This window comes from Kibdelosporangium phytohabitans (assembly GCF_001302585.1).
GTDB classification, from domain to species: Bacteria; Actinomycetota; Actinomycetes; order Mycobacteriales; family Pseudonocardiaceae; genus Kibdelosporangium; species Kibdelosporangium phytohabitans.
The window spans coordinates 4,988,005-5,006,460 of sequence record NZ_CP012752.1 but is presented as its reverse complement, the minus strand read 5'-3'; the positions used below and the strand labels follow the sequence as shown (position 1 = coordinate 5,006,460).

Annotated in this window: 13 protein-coding genes and 2 tRNA genes; 10 read left to right on the top strand and 5 right to left on the bottom strand. The window is 69.8% G+C overall.

What is annotated here, in order from left to right; genetic code table 11:
• Positions 1 to 8: 8 nt before the first annotated feature.
• Entirely contained in the window at positions 9 to 1,634 is a 1,626-nt protein-coding gene (locus AOZ06_RS22800) for a long-chain-fatty-acid--CoA ligase (RefSeq protein ID WP_083471856.1), read from the top strand.
• Here AOZ06_RS22800 and AOZ06_RS54255 read toward each other — a convergent pair.
• Together AOZ06_RS54255 and AOZ06_RS22790 are read right to left on the bottom strand one after the other, a co-directional pair.
• The gene (locus tag AOZ06_RS54255; RefSeq protein ID WP_169798964.1) at positions 1,595 to 2,809 is read right to left on the bottom strand and encodes a S1 family peptidase; all 1,215 of its coding nucleotides are present in this window, start codon (positions 2,807 to 2,809) and stop codon (positions 1,595 to 1,597) included. The two genes, AOZ06_RS22800 and AOZ06_RS54255, sit on opposite strands and share 40 nt — an antisense overlap.
• A gap of 54 nt (positions 2,810 to 2,863) precedes the next feature.
• Complete coding sequence (locus AOZ06_RS22790) at positions 2,864 to 3,988, bottom strand: citrate/2-methylcitrate synthase (protein ID WP_054291263.1); 1,125 nt, start codon at positions 3,986 to 3,988, stop codon at positions 2,864 to 2,866.
• Between the two features lie 92 nt (positions 3,989 to 4,080).
• Between AOZ06_RS22790 and AOZ06_RS22785 the strand changes: the two genes are divergently transcribed.
• Positions 4,081 to 5,289 (top strand): citrate synthase, encoded by a 1,209-nt coding sequence (locus AOZ06_RS22785; RefSeq protein ID WP_054291262.1) that lies wholly within the window; start codon positions 4,081 to 4,083, stop codon positions 5,287 to 5,289.
• A gap of 22 nt (positions 5,290 to 5,311) precedes the next feature.
• Positions 5,312 to 5,944 (top strand): class I SAM-dependent methyltransferase, encoded by a 633-nt coding sequence (locus AOZ06_RS22780; RefSeq protein ID WP_054291261.1) that lies wholly within the window; start codon positions 5,312 to 5,314, stop codon positions 5,942 to 5,944.
• 231 nt (positions 5,945 to 6,175) lie between these two features.
• Here AOZ06_RS22780 and AOZ06_RS22775 read toward each other — a convergent pair.
• Positions 6,176 to 6,247, bottom strand: a tRNA-Phe gene (locus AOZ06_RS22775).
• 30 nt (positions 6,248 to 6,277) lie between these two features.
• Positions 6,278 to 6,350 (bottom strand) — tRNA-Asp (locus AOZ06_RS22770).
• Between the two features lie 487 nt (positions 6,351 to 6,837).
• On the opposite strand from AOZ06_RS22770, the gene ligA reads away from it, so the two are divergent.
• A complete protein-coding gene (gene ligA / locus AOZ06_RS22765; RefSeq protein WP_225955008.1) occupies positions 6,838 to 8,787 on the top strand; it encodes an NAD-dependent DNA ligase LigA in 1,950 nt (649 codons plus the stop codon).
• A gap of 418 nt (positions 8,788 to 9,205) precedes the next feature.
• The gene (locus AOZ06_RS22760; RefSeq protein WP_157233170.1) at positions 9,206 to 10,702 is read left to right on the top strand and encodes an RICIN domain-containing protein; all 1,497 of its coding nucleotides are present in this window, start codon (positions 9,206 to 9,208) and stop codon (positions 10,700 to 10,702) included.
• A 27-nt stretch (positions 10,703 to 10,729) separates the two neighbouring features.
• Here AOZ06_RS22760 and AOZ06_RS22755 read toward each other — a convergent pair whose 3' ends face one another.
• Entirely contained in the window at positions 10,730 to 11,917 is a 1,188-nt protein-coding gene (locus tag AOZ06_RS22755) for a PucR family transcriptional regulator (RefSeq protein WP_054291258.1), read from the bottom strand.
• A gap of 124 nt (positions 11,918 to 12,041) precedes the next feature.
• Here AOZ06_RS22755 and AOZ06_RS22750 point away from each other — a divergent pair, with 124 nt between their 5' ends.
• From AOZ06_RS22750 to AOZ06_RS22730, 5 genes are read left to right on the top strand one after another with little or no spacing between them, the layout of a single operon-like run.
• Positions 12,042 to 13,418, top strand: coding sequence for an APC family permease (locus AOZ06_RS22750; protein WP_054291257.1), 1,377 nt, complete (start codon positions 12,042 to 12,044; stop codon positions 13,416 to 13,418).
• Between the two features lie 9 nt (positions 13,419 to 13,427).
• Positions 13,428 to 15,350, top strand: a complete 1,923-nt coding sequence (locus tag AOZ06_RS22745; protein ID WP_054291256.1) for an N-acyl-D-amino-acid deacylase family protein — start codon at positions 13,428 to 13,430, stop codon at positions 15,348 to 15,350.
• On the top strand, positions 15,347 to 16,168 hold the full coding sequence (locus AOZ06_RS22740) for a hypothetical protein (protein WP_054291255.1): 822 nt from the start codon (positions 15,347 to 15,349) through the stop codon (positions 16,166 to 16,168). The genes AOZ06_RS22745 and AOZ06_RS22740 overlap by 4 nt, the downstream gene beginning before the upstream one ends.
• Positions 16,165 to 17,283, top strand: coding sequence for an o-succinylbenzoate synthase (menC, locus tag AOZ06_RS22735; RefSeq protein WP_054291254.1), 1,119 nt, complete (start codon positions 16,165 to 16,167; stop codon positions 17,281 to 17,283). Before AOZ06_RS22740 ends, menC begins: the two co-directional genes overlap by 4 nt.
• Positions 17,280 to 18,449, top strand: a complete 1,170-nt coding sequence (locus AOZ06_RS22730; protein WP_083471854.1) for a serine hydrolase domain-containing protein — start codon at positions 17,280 to 17,282, stop codon at positions 18,447 to 18,449. The genes menC and AOZ06_RS22730 overlap by 4 nt, the downstream gene beginning before the upstream one ends.
• The last annotated feature ends 7 nt before the right edge of the window (positions 18,450 to 18,456 follow it).

The following is an 18,456-nucleotide window of genomic DNA, read 5'->3' as shown; positions in this document are numbered from 1 at the left end:
AGGCGTCGATGAACGTGCCGACAGTCACCGGCCTCCTGCTGACCCAGGCGGGCAACGAGCGAACCGGCCTGCGGTTCGAGGACCGCGCCTGGTCGTGGGCCGAGCACGTCCGGCTCTCGGCCGGCCACGCCGCCGCCCTGCGCACGGCGTTGAACTGGGACGAACCACCCCACGTCGGCATCCTGGCCGACAACGTGCCCGAATTCTCGTTCCTGCTGGGCGGTTGCGCGTTCGCGGGCGCGGTTCTGGCCGGGCTCAACCCCACTCGCCGAGGCGACGCGCTAGCCAGGGACATCCGGTTAGCGGACTGCCAGCTCGTTCTCGCCGAACGGAAGTACCTGTCCCTGCTCGACGGACTGGATCTCGGCGAGGCCGTCGTCCACGAGCTGGAAACGTGGCGGACGCCGCTCGAAGCACCGCTAGAACCCGTTACAGTGGACGCGACTGATTTGCTGATGTTGATCTTCACGTCCGGCACCAGCGGCGACCCGAAAGCCGTCCGGTGCACCCACGGCAAGATCGCGTTCCCCGGCCGGATGCTCGCCGACCGGTTCGGACTGTCCGCGTCGGACACGGCGTACGTCTCGATGCCGATGTTCCACTCCAACGCCATCATGGCCGGGTGGGCCGCCGGGCTCGCGGCAGGCGCGAACATCGCGCTGCGGCGCAGGTTCTCCGCCTCCGGGTTCCTGCCCGACGTCCGCAGGTTCGGTGCCACCTACGCCAACTACGTCGGCAAACCACTGTCCTACGTGGTCGCGACACCGCCACGCGACGACGACGCGGACAACCCGCTGCGCCTGGTCTACGGCAACGAGGGAGCAAGCGCGGACCTGGCCGCGTTCGAGAAGCGGTTCGGGTGCACGGTCGTCGACGCGTTCGGCTCCACCGAAGGCGGCGTGGGTTTCGCGCGCACCCCGGGCACACCGCCGACCTCACTCGGCAGGCCCGCCGACGACGTGGCCATCCTGCACCCGGACACCGGCCACCCCTGCCCACCGGCCGAATTCGACGCCGACGGGCGCCTGGTCAACGCCGCCGAAGCCGTCGGGGAACTGGTGAACACCGCGGGTGCCGGCTGGTTCGCCGGGTACTACCGGGACCCCGGTGCCGACGCGCACCGGTTGCGCGGCGGGCGATACCACACCGGCGACCTCGCGTACGCCGACAAGGACGGGTTCGCCTACTTCGCGGGCCGGCTCGGCGACTGGCTGCGGGTCGACGGGGAGAACCTCGGCACGGCACCGATCGAGCGGATCCTGTCGCGGCACCCCGCGATCACCGACACTGCCGTCTACGCGGTGCCCGACCCGATCACCGGGGACCAGGTGATGGCCGCGATCGTCACCGGCGGAACGCCGATCGACCCCGACGAGTTCGGGCGGTTCCTGGCCCGGCAGCCCGACCTCGGGCCCAAGCAGGTGCCGAAGTACGTCCGCGTGCTGCCCGAACTGCCGCGGACGTCGACGTTCAAGGTCGTCAAACGGCTGCTGTCAGCCGAAGGCGTCGACTGCGGCGGCACGGTCTGGGCGCGGTCGGGGCAGGGCACCGGCTACACCGAGCTGTCGCCCCTGTCCCTGCGGGACCACCAGGCTCAGCCGAGGGTCTTCGGGCGTCTGGACCGCTCGTCGTAGTCCCGTTTGCGTTGCGGGTAGCCCGTCCTGAAGACCTCGTAGACGGGGATGCCGTGCTGGTTGCCGAACCGGAACGTGCCTTCGAGACTGCCGATCTTGCGGCGGGTCCACTCCCCGTCGCCGGCGATGAGCATGACGGTGGCGACGATCGTCGCTGTACCCGGTTCGAAGTACGCCTCCACGCCCGAGCGTTGCAGCGCCCACTGCTCCAGGTATTCGAGGTCCTCGTCACGTGCGCGCTGCACGGGCGCCGCCGGGCCGGTCATCGGCCGCCTGCGCCCGCGTGAGCGGCGGAACGCCCTGATCACCACGATCACGACCACGGCACCGACGACCAGCACGAGGATGAACTCCACGGTCCAGATGCCGGCTTCCGGCGTGGTCGTCGCGGCGGTCGCGTCAAGCCAGTTGTGCAAGGTGGAGACGTTGGTGGCCAGGCCCTTCTGCGCCGAGTCGCCGCCGGTCGTCCCCGAGCCGCTGAGGGTGCCGATCAGCTCCCACCGGCCGTTGTTCTGGAAGACGACCGGGCCACCGGAGTCGCCCTTGGCCGCGCGCTGGTTCGGGTCGTCCTCCGGCCAGGTCAGCAGCTCGTTGCCGGAGGCCATGCTCGCGGGCGCGGCCAGGCGTAACGGCAACTGCTTGAGGATGGTGGACACCGCGCAGCCCTTGGCCTCGCAGACCTGGCCCCAGCCGACCAGCAGCGCCTGCTGCCCGCTGCTGGGCATCATCCGCGCGGCGACCTGGACCGGCGCCTTGTCCGAGGCCTGGTCCAGCTCGATCAGGCCGACGTCGAGGCCCGGCGGCCCCTTGACCAGCCGGTTGGCGCGACGGGCCTCGCCCTCGTAGCGCACGGTCGACCCGATGAACAGGCGGAAGTCGTCAGCCTGGCGGAGCGGGTTCTCCAGGCCGGGGTCGTTCTCGGGCTGGTCGGGCCGGTCGGTGACGATGCAGTGCCCGGCGGTCAGCACCCAGCGGGACGAGATCAGGGCGCCGCTGCACGCCCCGCGGGAGTGCTCGACCACCACCGCCCACGGGTACTCCTGGGTGACTTCCTGGCCGCCGACGATCGCCGACGCCGTCGCGGGGAAGATCCCGCTGACCGCCAGCAGCGAGACGAAAGCGGCCAGAGCACTCCTACCTGCTGAACCCCACACGCACGTCCCCCGCTCGACCAAGACATCTTCACCATGCCAGAGCAGGAAATCACCGACAAGCGCGGGGCGGGGCAATCAGGCGGGCGGTGGCCCGACGTACCGCGCCGACGGCCGGATGATCTTGCCGCCACGCGCCTGTTCGAGCACGTTCGCGCACCAGCCGACCACCCGGCTGACGGCGAACGTCGGCGTGAACATGGCACGCGGGACGCCGCACAGCTCCATCACCACACCGGCGTGGAACTCGACGTTGGTGTGCAGCTCACGGCCGGGTTTCAGCTCGGCGAGGATCTCCACTACCCGTCGTTCGACCGTGGTGGCGAAGTCGATCAGGTCGCCGCCGAGGCCGACAGCGATCTCCCTGAGCATCCGCGCCCGCGGGTCCTCGGTGCGGTACACGGCGTGCCCGAAGCCCATGATCTTCTCGCCGGCCAGCACTTTGGCCCGGATCCAGTCGTCGATCCGGTCCGGTGTGCCGATCTCGTCGAGGGTGGCCAGCGCGCGGTCCGGCGCGCCGCCGTGCAGCGGCCCGGAGAACGTGCCGATCGCCGCGGTGATCGCGGACACCACGTCAGCACCGGAGGACGCGACGACCCGCGCGGTGAAGGTGGACGCGTTGAAGCCGTGGTCGATGGTGGAGATCAGGTACGGCTCCAACGCGGCGACCGCGGCGGGGGCGGGTTCGTCCCCGCTGATCATGTGGAGCCAGTTCGCCGCCGCCGACAGGTCGGCGCGCGGCTCAACGGGATCCAAACCGGCGCGGATCCTGTGCAGTGCGGCGAGAATCGTCGGTGTCACCGCACACACCAGCAACGCGTCCGCGCGGTGCCGTTGCACGTCGACGTCGTACATGGCAGGCAGACCGCGCTCGGCCGCGAGCAACGACAACGCGGTTCGTAACCCTGCCAACGGGTTGAACCGCTCCCCCGCCGACGCGACGGCGGGGAGAACCGCGCGCAGCTCGTCGGGCAGCACTCTCAGGGCCGCCACCTCCGCGGTGAACCGGGCGAGTTCGTCCGCGTCCGGCAAACGCCCGGTCACGAACAGGAACCAGACCTCCTCGAAGGTCTTCGTGGTGGCCAGGTCGATCGCGGAGTACTGGCGGTAGTGGTAGAAGCCTTCCTTGCCGCGTACGTCGCCGATCTCGGTGTCGGTCACCACCACATCGCGCAGGCCCGGCGGGGCCTCGATGACTGTCATCGCAACCTCCCTCTGTCCTCCGTCACTCTCGACTCGACAATCAAGTATTGTCAACGTTGATTCAGTCAATATTCACGGGAAAGGCCCAGGTCATGGCGGAGGCGAGTGACGAGCGTTACCTGAGCACGGCCGAGGTGGCGCGACAGTTGGGCGTGAAGCCGGAGACCGTGTACGCGTATGTCAGCCGTGGTCAGCTCGCCAGCACCCGCGCAACCGGCCGCCGCGGCAGCGTGTTCCGGCAGGAGGACGTCGACCAGCTCGCCGCACGCGGCAGGGACGCACGCCGCCCGTCGGGGCCACTGGCGGGCATCCGCACCGACCTGACCCTGCTGGAAGACGACGCGCTGTACTACCGAGGCCACCGGGCGACCGACCTCGCGGTCTCGCACGCGGCGGAATCCGTGGCGGGATTGCTGTGGACCGGCGAGCTCGCCGGACAGCCGTTCCCCGCGCCGCCGGACATGGTCGCCCTCGCGAAGTCGTCGGTCGGGGTGCTGCCGCCTTCCGCCCGGTTGACGGATCAGCTCCGCGTGGCCGTGGCGACGCTCGGATGTGCGGACCCGATGCGGTTCGACCTGTCGGCATCAGCGATCGTGACCGCCGCGCGAACGTTGATCGGGACCCTGGTCGACGCGATCGGCTCCGCGGAGGCCGACAGCCTCGCCGCCCGGCTGTGGCCCGCCCTGGGCGCGGCCGAGGCCAACCCGGAGTTGCTGAATGCCGCGCTGGTCCTGTTGGCGGACCACGACCTCGCAGTGTCCACAGTAGCCGCGAGAGTGGCCGCCAGCGCCCATGCGCACCTGTACGCGGTGATCTCGGCCGGTCTCGGCGCGGTCGACGGCCACTACCACGGAGCCGCCAGCACTCTCGCTCACCGGTTCCTGGCCGACGCGCTGGTGGACCCCATGGCGGCGCTGTCCGAACAGCTGCGAACCGGCACAACCGTGCCGGGTTTCGGTCACCGCTTCTACGAGAACCGCGACCCCCGCGCCGACCTGCTGCTGGACCTGCTGCGCCGAGTTCCCCGCGCGGCACCGGTGTTGTCCGTAGTGGACACCGTGGTGGGAGAACTGCGGCGCGGCCGAGGTGGCTTCCCGAACGTGGACTTGGCATTGGCCGCCGTGATGCACACGTATGACATGCGCCCGGACGCCGGTGAGGCGATCTTCGCCGTCGCCAGGATGATCGGCTGGACAGCGCACGCGTTGGAGGAATACCGCGAACCAGGCCTGCGCTTGCGACTGACCGGCGTGTACACGGGAGCCCGCCCCAGGCGACAGGGAAGTGCCACGGCGTCGTGAGCATGGAGTAGTGTGCCGCGCCGTGACGTGGTTAGCCGATACCCAAACCTCGTACGACACGGTCGCGGTTGACTACGCCGCCCTCGTACGTGGCGCGATCACCAAGGATCAGTACCTTCGCACCGCGCTGGCCATGTTCGCCGAGAGTGTGCAGGCAGCCGGTGGTGGCCCAGTGGTCGACGTCGGTTGCGGACCGGGTGAGGTCACCGCCCACCTGCACGCACTCGGTCTGGAAGCATTCGGCGTGGATCTCTCCCCCGGCATGGTCGACGTGGCCGGGCGAGCCCACCCCGGCGTGCGGTTCGAGGTGGGCTCGATGACGGACCTCGCCCTCCCGGCCGCCTCGGTGACCGGCCTGATCGCCTGGCAGTCGTTGATCCACATCCCGGACGACGAAGTCAAGGTGGTGCTCAACCACTTCCACCGCGTCCTACGACCAGGTGGGCCCCTGCAACTGCTGTTCCACGTGGGCGACTCGACGCGGCTGAAGACCGAGGGTTACGGCGGCCACCCGATGAAGGTGCACATCCACCGCCGCCAGCCCGATCAGGTATCGGATTGGCTGCGCGACAGCGGTTTCAAGGTGGAGGCGTACACAATGCTCGATCCGGGCGAAAAACCGCAGGCATTCGTGTTCGCGCGCCGGGAGGACTAGCGATCTCCGCAGGCTCGGTCCTGGCCGACACCCCGAGCAGTAGGCAGCTTGAGGTAGCTCACGCGCAAGCACAGAACAGCCCGCGGCGGCAAGCCGGGAAGCGAAGCCCAACCCAACGCGCACTGTGGCTGCCGGGGTGTCGGTCGAAGGCGACGGTGTGACCGTCCGGACTCACACCGACTGGTGCCCGGACTCCAGTCCGGGCCTCGTCCGCTTCGGCTTCGGCCACAGCCGTCCCGCCAGGACTCGAACCTGGGCCATCCGCGCTTCAAACGGATGCTCTGCCACCTGAGCTACAGGACGTTGCCGGGCACCTGGTCGGCACCTGGCACGCGCTCACGACGGGACTCGAACCCGCGATCGTCTCCTCGACAGGGAGCTGCCCTAGCCACTGGGCCACGTGAGCAGGGGTGGAACACATATCCACACCAGCACCGGCGGAGGGACTCGAACCCCCTGGCAAACGGCTTTGGAGGCCATTCCGCTTCCCCAGCTCGCCGATTCGCACAACAATGGAAAAACATGAAAAAAGCCGCCCTTGTCGGTTTCCCGACGGACGGCTCCCGGTCACGACGTTGATCACGTCATGGGGAGACCTCGCAGGTCAGGCACCAGAAGAACGAATCCGCGCGATCCTCGGCGCGGGCACGCGGCAGCGATCGCGAAATCCGGGAACCAGTCCCGATCCGCTCGATCCCACGTCGCCGCCATGACCACTCCTTCTGCGCTTCGCGTGGACCAATGATCACCCAGCGCCCGGCCTGCGTCAATCTTTTAAATCCCCGCAACGCACGACACGGTGACCCGCGGACGCACGAGACTGTCGGTGGGCACCGGTAGCGTCTCGCGCTGTGAACACTGGGGAGAAGATCCAGGAACTCGCCGACCGGGTGATGGTGCTGCGCGACGCGTACTACCGGGGTTCGCCGCTGGTGGCGGACGCCGAGTACGACGCGGTCGAGGACGAGCTGCGGACGCTGATCGACGCCAACCCGGAGTTGGCGCCCGATCCGAACCCGCTCGACCAGGTGGGCGCGCCGTCCGTGCTGCACGCGCCGATCCGGCACTCGCGGCCGATGCTGTCGCTGGAGAAGGCCACGAAACCCGAGCAGGTCGTGGCGTTCTTCGACCGTTTCCCCGGCCAGCCCGTCGCGGTCATGCCGAAGCTGGACGGCCTGTCGTTGGCGCTGGTCTACGAGGACGGCCGGTTGAGCCGCGCGATCACCCGCGGCGACGGCACGACGGGCGACGACGTGACCATCCTGACGCGGGCCTTGATCGACGGCGTGCCGCCGCGCATCCCCGCTCAAGGACGTGTCGAGGTGCGTGGTGAGGCGGTGATGCTGCGGTCCACGTTCACCGCGTACAACACCGCGCACCCGGACAAACCGTTGATCAACCCGCGTGGCGCCGCCGCGGGCACCCTGCGTGCCAAGGATCCGGCCACGGTCGCCGAGCGGCGCCTGCAGTTCTTCGCCTTCGACCTGGACACCTCGACCGACGATGCCGCGGCGGACCTCGCCGAGGGCCTGAGCACACTCGGGTTCACCGCGGCCGACATGCGGCACTGTGCCGACGCGAGCGCGGCGCAGGAGGTCATCGAAGCGATCGAGCAGCAGCGCAACGAACTCGACTACGACCTCGACGGCGCCGTGTTGCGGTTGGCCAACCGTGACGCGTTCGCCGCTGCCGGGACGAGGTCGAGCTCGCCCCGCGGCGCGCTGGCGTACAAGTTCGCCGCCGAGGAGAAGACCACGATCCTGGCCGACGTGCTGTGGGACGTGGGCAAGACGGGGAAGATCGCGCCGGTCGCCCAGCTCGAGCCGGTGTTCGTCGGTGGCACGACGGTCACCCGTGCGACCCTGGCCAACCAGGAGGTCATCCGCGCCCGTGGCATCAGGATCGGCGACACCGTGCTGGTGCGCCGCGCCGGTGACGTGATCCCGTTCGTCGCCGGTGTGCTCGACGCGTCGAAACGCACGGGCGCCGAGCGCGAGATCGTGCCGCCCGCCGCGTGCCCGTCGTGCGGGCAGCCCGTGACCGAGCAGGGAAACAGTCGCGAACTTTTCTGCACCAACGTCTCCTGTCCCGCGCAGACCGTGCGGCGGTTGGTGCACTGGGCTTCGCGCGCGGCGGCGGACATCGAGGCCGTCGGTCCGATGTGGATCGAGCGGCTCGCCGAGGCGGGGCACTTGGAGAACCCGTCGGACTTCTACTTGCTGACCAAGGAGACGTTGCTGGAGTTCGACCGGATCGGCGAGGTCTCGGCCACGCGCATGATCGAGTCGATCGACGCCAGCCGCGTCGTCGGGCTGCGCCGCGCGTTGATCGGCCTGGCCATCCCGATGGCCTCGGAGGGCACGGCGACCCGGTTGTGCCGCGCGGGATTCGGGTCGCTGGAGGAGGTCGCGGACGCCGGGGAGGAACGGCTCGTCGCCGTGGAGGACATCGGTCCGAAGGTCGCCGCCTCGCTGACCGCGCACCTCGCCCGGTTGCGGCCGGAGCTCGAACGGTTGCGGGACAACGGGGTCTCGTTGGACGTGCGCGACGAAGACCTCCCACCGGTCGTCGCAGCCGACGCGCCGCTGGCGGGCAAGACAGTCGTGATCACGGGCACGATCAGCGACCCGCGCACGGGCGAGAAAGTCCCCCGCCCCACTTTCCAGCGGCTGTGCGAGAAAGCAGGCGCCACCGCCGCGTCGTCGGTGTCCGCCAGCACCGACATGCTCATCACCGGCGCGGACGTCGGCGCGAGCAAGATCACCAAGGCCGAGAAACTCGAAGTCGAGGTCGTCGACCAGGGTCAGATCTGGCAGCAGCTGATCGCCGCGGGCGTCGCCTGAAGCCCGCTCACCCGACGCGCTGAGCCGCGCCCGCCCCATCAGGAGGCGGCGCGGCACCGTGCTTCAAGAGCGTGCCTGTCGGCGGTGGGGCGCTAGGCGTTCACCGACGACGGCCCGCTTGGTCCGCAGGCGTTTTCTCGTCGTGCTGAAAGCAACCTGACCTGCAGCGGTCGCGATCTCATCCCGCGCGACAAGGGTTTCACCAGACCAAAAGCCGCATTTTCGCGGTATGTCACGCGATCGGCGACGGGAGTTGGCGAAAGGTGACGCAAGCCATCAGGCTGACGGTGCCGCCACGAAACCGGCGAACGGGTACAGACAGCAAGTACCCGATCAGGCGATCCTCTGCGCCGCGGTCGGCTCACTACCGTGGCGCATGAGCATCTCACCGGTCGCTGTGCACCGGACGATCGTCTACGTGGACATCGAGAAGTTCGGCGCCGTGAGCGCGTGGGCCGATCAGCTCGCGGTGCGCGACGGCTTGCTGACCGTCATGAAGCAGGCGTTCCGGGCCGCCGGCATCTCGTGGACCGATTGCCGTGTCGAGGACCGCGGTGACGGCCTGCTCATCGTGGGCCCCGGCGAGCCGAAGGCGCCGTATGTGGAAGTGCTGCCCACTGCCGTGGCCCGGGCGCTGGGAACGCACAACGCAACCAGTGCGGAGAAGTCGCGGTTCAGGTTGCGGATGGTCGTGCACGCGGGCGAGTTGAGCTTCGACAGCACCGGCTTCACCGGGAACGCCGTCGTGCGCGCCGCCCGGCTGCTCGACGCACCTCCGGTCAAAGCCGCACTCGCCGCCTCGCCAGGGGTGTTGGTGCTGGTCATCTCGCAGTGGTTCCACGACGAGATCGTCTCCCAGAGCGCCGCGCTCGATCCGCGTAGGTACCGGCCCGTCGCAGTGCGGGTGAAGGAAACCGTGACCACCGGCTGGGTCAGCCTGCCCGACAACCCATATCCCCTGCTGGAGCCCGCGACCCGGAGGAGCCCCGTGGCCGCGCTCGCCGTCGCGGCGCTTCTGCTGGCCGCGGGACTCACCGGGGACGCGCGAACCGTCACGACCGGCAGAGTCGTCGGTGGTGACTACCCGGTGAGAAGCGAGTTCGTGGCGAAGGTGGTCAACCAGCGTTCCCATAAGTGCATCGCGAGGAACGGTATCTACAGCCAGACGAACGAGAGCGACGCCGAGTACGTCGGCGCGGGTGTCTACCAGTGGGACTGCGCCGAGCCGGACAGCGACCCGGGACACACGGTCGTGCTCGTGCCACAGCCGCCGGGTTGGATGATCCGCAGCAGTATCAAGTCCGGCCTGTGCCTGGCGACGGACGGCGCGCCGGGGCAGCACCAGCGCTTCCAGACCTGCAAGCCGCAGGACAGCAGGCAACGCTGGCGGCTGCGCCGGGTGCTCGGTCACGTCCGCGACGTGGTGGTCGTCGAGAACGAGAACACGAAGCGGTGCTTGGCGTTCGCCGACCCCGACCCGAAGTCCATCACCCTCGTCCAGGCTCCCTGCCTGCCGGAGAAGGCATTCGAATGGGAGATCCGCCCCTACCCGGGAATCGGAGAGCAGTCCTGTGCCGACCGTTCCCGGCGGCGGTTGCGCAATCACGAGTCCGGCGACTACCTGCCCCTGGAGGTGACGTTGTCGGCGGCGCAGCGATCCGCGCACGGGTGTACGAACGTCGTCACCGACCCGTCCGGGCGGTGTCTCGGTTCGGCGCCCCAGGTGCGTTGGCTGGCATGTACCGGCCTGCCGGATCAACAGTGGGTCGTCGAGCCGTTGGGTGAGGAAGGTGGACTGCTCTGGAGCCGAATCCATTCGGCCGCGGACCTCAGCAGGTGCCTGCAACCGGCGTCGGCGTCGCTGACGGTTCAGCGCTGCGGCACGTCGTGGCTACAGCAGTGGAACCTCGGGTGACCGGCAGTCGGCCAACGAGGAACTCGGCTAGAGGCGGAGCTGGAGCCAGCAGGAGAGGCGGTCGTCGGGGTGGCCGAAGAGGTCCACTCCGAACAGGTCGTGGACGCGGCGGAGGCGGTATTTCAGCGTATTGGGGTGCACGGTCAGCCTGCGTGCGGCTTCACCGATGTTGCCCGCGGCGTCCAGCCACGCGGTCACTGAGGCCGCGTAGTTGGTGCGGCGGGTGCGGTCGTGTTCGAGCATCGCCTCGATCCCCGGGTGGCGGAGGTTCGGGTGGCGGGCCAGTTCGTCGGCGACGTGGGTCAGCAGCACGCTCGCGTGGACGTCACCAAGTGCCGCGACGGCAAGCCCACCCGGATCGGCGGTTGTCACGCGTAGGATGCCGTCCACTTCGGTGCGCAGCGCGGGCATCTCGGTGATGTCGTTGGTCGTGCGGCTCTGCGCGCAGCGCACGGGGGCGTCCAAGGTGCTGCAGAGGGCTGCGACTGCTCGTTCTGCCAGGCGGCGGGCGGTGGCTGGTGGGTCGTCGGTCAGCAGGACGTACACGGTCCGGTTGATCGTGGCTGTCGCCGCTTCCGCTGACACCGCCGCCCAGTGCCGGGCCGTGGCCGTGCTCAGCCGGGCGTCGAGGGGCGACGAGCCCACCGGGGCGAAGGCGAGCAGAGTCAGCCGAGGCGGGTCGGGCAGCCCGAGGCGGACGCGTGCTTCGCTGGTCGTGCCGTCGCCGACGAGCAGGCCGCGGAGCGCGTCCTCGCGGGACTGGCGGTCGAGTTCGGCGGCTCCCCAGTGCCGGAGCAGGTGTGTCGCGGCCAGCCGGGCGCCGTCGAGCAGGGCGGACTCGCCCGTCGCGTCCATCGGCGTGGCGCCTTCGATCGCCCAGATCGTGCCGAGCGGCCGTTCGCCCGCCCGGATGGCCACGGCCGCGCGGGGCAGTTCGTCCGGGGCCAGGATCGGCAGCCGCACGACTCCCGTCGCGGCCAGGACCTGCCGGTACTGCCGCTGCTGTTCGGGCTGGTCGGGCTCGTCGGGGACGCGGCGGTCCAGGATGCCCCTGCGGCGCAGCTCGTCGATGCGCTGTTCGGGGATCGACGAGTAGGCCAGCACGCGGTTGTCGAGGTCCTCGATCGACACGGAACCGCCGATCACCGCCGCCATGGCGTCGGCGAGGGCGTAGAGCTCCTCGCTGGTGCCGCCGGCGTTTGGCGATTCCGTCATCCGCACCGGCGAAGTATAGGCAGTTCCGCCAACGACGGGGCGTCCGGTGAAATCCAGAATGGCAGCACTCCGGGGGAACGCCAAGGAGGCCACTTTGCCAACCGGTGTGTCGCTTCGTCACCAGATGCTGAGGCGCAAGCCAGTCGACGCGTTCGGCAGCGAGGCAGGGCCGGGCACCCTGCGCCGCACGATGGGCACCTTCCAGCTCACCATGATCGGCATCGGCGGCACCATCGGCACGGGCATCTTCTTCACGCTCAACGCGACCGTGCCCAAGGCCGGGCCGGCGGTGATCCTGTCGTTCGTGCTCGGCGCCGTCACGGCGGCGCTGACCGCGCTGTGCTACGCCGAACTGGCCTCCGCTATCCCCGTTTCCGGGTCGTCGTACTCCTACGCCTACGCCACGCTCGGCGAGCTCGCCGCGGTCGCCGTCGGCTGGTGCCTGCTGTTGGAGTACGCGGTCTCCGCCGGGGTCATCGCGGTCACCTGGGGTCAGTACCTCAACGAACTGACCGAGCGGCTGTTCGGCGCCCAGATGCCCGCCGCGATCTCCGCACCGCCCGGCGCGGGTGGTTACGTCAACCTGCCCGCGGTGATCCTGGTCGGCCTGTGCTGCCTGCTGCTCGTCCGGGGTGCCCGGGAGTCCGCCCTGGTCAACACCATCATGGTGCTGCTCAAACTCGGGATCCTCGTCCTGTTCGTCGTGGTCGGCGCGACCGGTTTCGACTCGGGCAACCTGCAGCCGTTCGCCCCGATGGGCGCCGCGGGTGTCGGCGCCGCGGCGGCCACGGTCTTCTATTCGTTCATCGGCCTTGACGCCGTGTCCACGGCCGGTGAGGAGGTGCGCAACCCGCGCCGGACGCTGCCGTTGGCCATCATGTTCGCGCTGCTGGTGATCACCGCGGTGTACGTGCTGGTGACGCTGGTCGGGGTGGGCGCGCAGCCGTGGACCCAGTTCGAGGGCCAGCAGGCCGGGCTGTCGGCCATCCTGGAGAAGGTCACGAGTGCGGGCTGGCCGGGGCCGGTGTTCTCGGCAGGCGTGGTGATCTCCGTGGTCAGCGTGATCCTGATCGTGCTGTACGGGCAGACGCGCATCCTGTACTCGATGGGCCGCGACGGCATCATCCCGCCGGTCTTCTGCCGGGTCTCGCCGCGCAGCGGCACGCCGGTGACCGGCACCGTCCTGGTCGGCGGGTTCGTCGCGCTGATCGCCGCGGTCGTCCCGCTGGAGCAGCTGGCGAACCTGACCAGCATGGGCGCGCTGGTGGCGTTCGCGGTGGTCTCCCTCGGGGTGATCATCCTGCGGCGGCGGGAGCCGAACCTCGAACGCGGCTTCACGGTGCCGGGCTACCCGGTGGTGCCGCTGCTGTCGATCGGCTGCTGCGCGTACCTGATCTACGAACTCCCGGTCGACACCTACCTGTTGTTCGGCGGCTGGCTGGCGCTGGCGCTCGCCGTGTACGTGCTCTACAGCCGCCACCACTCGCGGCTCGGTGCTTGAGGAGAAGGAATGCGCACCATGAAGGTGATGGCGGCTGCCCTGGCCGCGACGCTCGTGTTGTCGTCGCCCGCCGCGGCGTACGCGTCACCGAAGCCGGAACTCGACGTGATCATCCACGGCGGCAAGGTGTTCGACGGCAGCGGGGCACCCGGCCGGTTCGCCGACGTCGGCATCAAGGACGGGCGCATCCACCGCGTCGGTGACCTCCGCCGGGCCGGCGCGCGCAGCCGGTACGACGCCGCCGGTCAGTACGTCACACCGGGATTCATCGACGTCCACGCGCACACCGAGACCGGTCCGCCGCTGGCGGGCGCGAAGAGCGCGCTCACCCAAGGCGTCACCACCGAGACACTCGGCCCGGACGGCAGCGGCCCGTTCGAGATCGACAAGGAGCTCCGGCGACTGGACAAGGACGAGAAGGGCATCAACGTCGCGCCGTACGTCGGGTTCAACTCCGTGTGGGAAGCCACGATGGGCGAACTCGACACCCGGCCGACCGCGGCCCAGTCCGCGCAGATGCGCGCGCGTATCGAGAACGGCATGCGCCAGGGCGCTTGGGGCGTGTCCGGTGGGCTGGGCTACACGCCCGCGTCCTACGCGCGTACGAACGAGGTCATCGACGTGGTACGCGGCGCACGCCCGTGGCGCGCGTTCTTCACCGACCACATGCGCGACGAGACGAACCTCGTGGTCGAGTCGACCAAAGAGGACATCGCGATCGGCGAGGCCGCCGGGCTGATGCCCGAGATCACGCACATGAAGGTCGCCGGGCCGCGCAACTGGGGCAAGTCGGCGACCATGCTGCGGCTGCTCGGCGAAGCGCGGGCGTCCGGCACGCACGCGGGCGGTGACGTCTACCCGTACACGGCCGCGGCGACCGGGCTCGCCTTCTACGTCCCGGCGTGGGCGCAGGACGGTGGCACCGCGGCGATGCTCGCGCGCTTCGCGGACCCGGCGCTGCGGCCACGCATCGACGCGGAGGTCACCGCGTTCGTGATCGACGACGTCGGCACGCCGGACAAGGTCTCCACGCCGGAGCTGGGCAACAAGACGATCGCCCAGTTCATGGCGGAGTACGGGAACGTGACGATCGGTGAGGCGGTCATGCGGATCCTCGCCGCGCACAACGGGAACGTGCTCGCCGTCATGCACATCGGGTCCGAGGACGATCTCGCCCGCTTCATCACCGACCCGTTCGTCGCGTTCTCGTCCGACGGTGGCGTGACCGAGTCGGCGCAGACGCATCCGCGGCACTACGGCAGCTATCCGCGTGTGCTCGGCCGGTACGTCCGCGAGCGTGGCCTGCTGACCTGGGAGGAAGCGATCCGCAAGATGACCGGCCTGCCCGCGACCATGGTCGGCATGGTGGACCGCGGCTATCTCGCCGAGGGCATGGCCGCGGACGTGACCGTGTTCGACCCGAAGACCATCGCCGACCGGGCCACGTTCGATAATCCGAAGCAGTACTCCGCCGGGGTGCGCTGGGTGTTCGTCAACGGCAAGCTCGCGCTCGCCAACGGCGAACCGACCCGTGCCAGTGCCGGGCAGGCGTTGCGGCGAGCCGCGAGCATGCCCACGCGCCCGCAGAACGCCGGCAAGGATCTCGCCGTCGGTGCGGCGGGAGTCGTGCGGCCAGCGGACGGCGGCGGCGCGATTCTGCTGGCCGCGCTCAGCCAGCGCGCCGGTGACCGGGTCGCCTCGGGCACAGTCGTGGTCGTCGGTCCGATGGGTGTGCTGCGGTCGGAGCGGCTGGGCAGGCTGCAGACCACCGGCGGGTGGTTCAGCGTGAGCGGGATCGGGCGGCTTGCCGACGGTTCCGAGCGCGCGTTCACGTTGACGGTCGACGAGCGCGATCCGCTGGCCAGACCAGGCCAACGGCGGGCAACCGTCCAGGTCGACGGCACACGGCTGATCTACGGCGGGCTGGTATGACGGCAGAGCTGACGTGGCGGGACGCGGCCGCCGCGGCCGAGAAGGCCACTCGCCGATCCGGGGTGACCGTACGGGAACTGCGGGGTGTCGCCGAGTGCGTCGCGGCTGAGGAGATGCTCGCCGACGTGTGGGGCGCGCCCCGGGACGCACCGCCGATCCCGGCTGATCTGCTGACGAGCTGGTTGCACTGCGGTGGCTGCGTTCTCGGTGCGTTCATCGGTGACGTCGGTGTCGGGCTGACGGCGGGTATCGCGGGAGCGCCTGGTTCCGACAGCCTGTACTCGCTGATCGCGGCTGTCACGGGTGAGCACGCCGGGCGCGGCATCGGAATGGCGCTCAAGCAGACCCAACGTGTGTGGGCGCTCGAACGCGGCGCGACCACGATCGTCTGGACGTTCGACCCGTTGGTGCGGCGCAACGCGCACTTCAACCTCAACCGGCTCGGCGCCCGCGTCACCGGCTACCGGAAGGACTTCTACCCGCCCATGCGTGATCTGGTCAACCGGGACGACCACACCGACCGGCTCGTCGCGACCTGGCACCTGGCCGCTCCCGGTCCGCTGTCCTCGAACGGCGAGCCGGGACCGCGCATCCTCGACCACGACGACGCGGGCGACCCGGTGGTCACCGGCGACCCGGCCGGTCCGGTCGTGCTGGCGTGGATCCCGCCGGACATCGAGGCGATGCGCCGGTCCGATCCGGCCAAGGCGATGCGGTGGCGACTGGCCGCGCGCGCGGCACTGGACAGCAGCTGGGCTGCCGGGTACCGCCCGGCCGGTGTCACCGCTGAGGGCTGCTACACGCTGGTTCGCGGATGACCGGCGCACGCGTCGAGCTGCATACCGCGCGCATGCCACTGGTCCGTCCTTTTCGGACGTCCAGAGCCGTGGAGACGGCACGGGAACTGGTGCTGCTGCGGTGGATCGGCCCGGACGGGGAAGGGTGGAGCGAATGCGCCGCCGACCCGGCGCCGATCTTCTTCGGCGAGTACCTCGAAGGGACCAAACACGTCATCGAGCACGTGCTGCTGCCACTGCTGGCCACCGGTGAGCCGATCACGGCCGCGTACGCGCACGAAACCATGCGGCAGGTGCCGGGAAACGTGCTGGCGAAGGCAGCCGTGGAGACCGCCATCCTGGACGCGGAACTCCGTGCCCGCGGCATGCCGCTCGTGGACTACCTCGGTGGCGTGCGCAAGCCGATCCCCGTGGGCGTCTCGGTCGGCATCGCGACCGGCGTGCCCGAGTTGCTGGAATGGGTCGCGGGCTACCTCGACGACGGCTATCGCCGCGTCAAGCTGAAGATCCGTCCCGGCTGGGACCTCGAGCCGGTGGCGGCGGTGCGCCGCGCGTTCGGGGACGACCTGCTGCTGCAGGTCGACGCGAACCAGGCGTACGGCACCGGCGACACGCACGTGCTGCGCGCGCTGGACGAGTTCGGCCTTCTGTTGCTGGAACAACCTTTCGCCGCCGGCGATCTGGTCGCCCACGCCCGGCTGGCCGGGCGGATCACGACCCCGGTCTGCCTCGACGAGTCGATCACCGGCCTGGCGAGCACGGCCACCGCCCTCGCGCTGGGCGCCGCCGACGTCGTCAACATCAAGCCCGCCAGGGTCGGCGGTTACCTGGAAGCGAGAGCGATCCACGACCTGTGCCGGGCGCAGGGCGTGCCGGTGTTCTGCGGCGGTGTCCTCGAAACAGGGGTCGGCAGGGCGGCCAACCTCGCCCTCGCCGCGTTGCCCGGCTTCACGCTGCCCGCCGACATCTCGGCGACCAGCCGTTACTACACCAACGACATCACCCAGCCGTTCGAACTGGCCGACGGCTGCATCGAGGTCCCGGCGGGGCCGGGCAGCGGTGCGGTCGTCGACCGGGGTGCCCTCGAGTCGGTCACCACAGATGTGCGGACAATGGAACTCAGGGAGGAACCATGAAACGAAGAATGTGGCGGGGTTTTCTGGCGCTGACCGTCGGCATGGCGGTCGTCGTGCCGACCACAGCGGCCGCGACGCCCGGCAACGACCTCGGGAAACGGATGGATGAGGCGCTGGAACGGGCGGCGTCGCAGTTCGGGGACGCCGGTGTGCAGGCCGTGGCGGTCCGCGACGGCCGGGTCGTGTGGTCCGGCAAGCGGGGCAAGGCCATCAACGACCCGGCGAAGCGGGTCACCGATCAGACGATGTTCTCGTACGCCAGCCTCAGCAAGCTGATCCTGGCGACGTTCGTGCTGCACCAGGTCGAGAACGGGGTGCTCGACCTGGACAAGCCGATCGCCGCCTACGTCGGTGACGAGGTGGCCGGTTCGCGCGTGGTCACGGTCCGGATGCTGCTCACGCACACCGCCGGGTACCCGGACCTGTACGGGGATCCGGCGACTGCGCCGCTGTTCCCGCCGGGCGACCAGTACAAGCCCGACCGGCCGTACACCTTCGAGATGCTGAACGCCGGTATCCGCCAGCCGGTCGACCCCGGCAAGAAGTTCGAGTACTCCAACACCGGGTACATCATCCTGGGACACGTCCTGGCGAAGGTCGCGGGCGGCGACGCCGCGCTGGTGCGGGCCTACCGGAACTTCCTCCGGCGGGCGGGCACGCCGCAGGTGCCGATCACCGACGACATCCTCACCATGGAGCGCACCCAGCGGGCCTTGAGCCGGTTCTCGCACGGCTACACGCGCCTGGCAGACGGGACGCTGGAGGACTTCTTCACGGCGTACGGCGCGACGGGCATCCCGACCGATCTGTACGGGCTTCCGTTCACCGACGGCGCGTTCTCCGGTACCGCCACAGGCGCGGCTCTGGTGCTCGACGCGGCGTTCACACGCGGGACTCTGCTGCGACCCGAGACCGTGCAGATGATGACCAAGCCGACGCCGCAGTCGGGCAACGCACCGTACGGCATGGGTACCTCGCCGACGACCGCGGCGGGCCGTACCTGGCAGGGCCACGCGGGCGCGTACGGCGGGTTCGGCTCGATGGCGGGGACCGACCGTTCCCGTGGGCTCACGATCGCCGTCACCAGCAACCGCCTGGCGCTCGACAAGCACCCGGCGTCCGTGATCTGGGAGGAACTGGCCAAGACCGCCTCCACCCGGAGGTAGCGGGCAC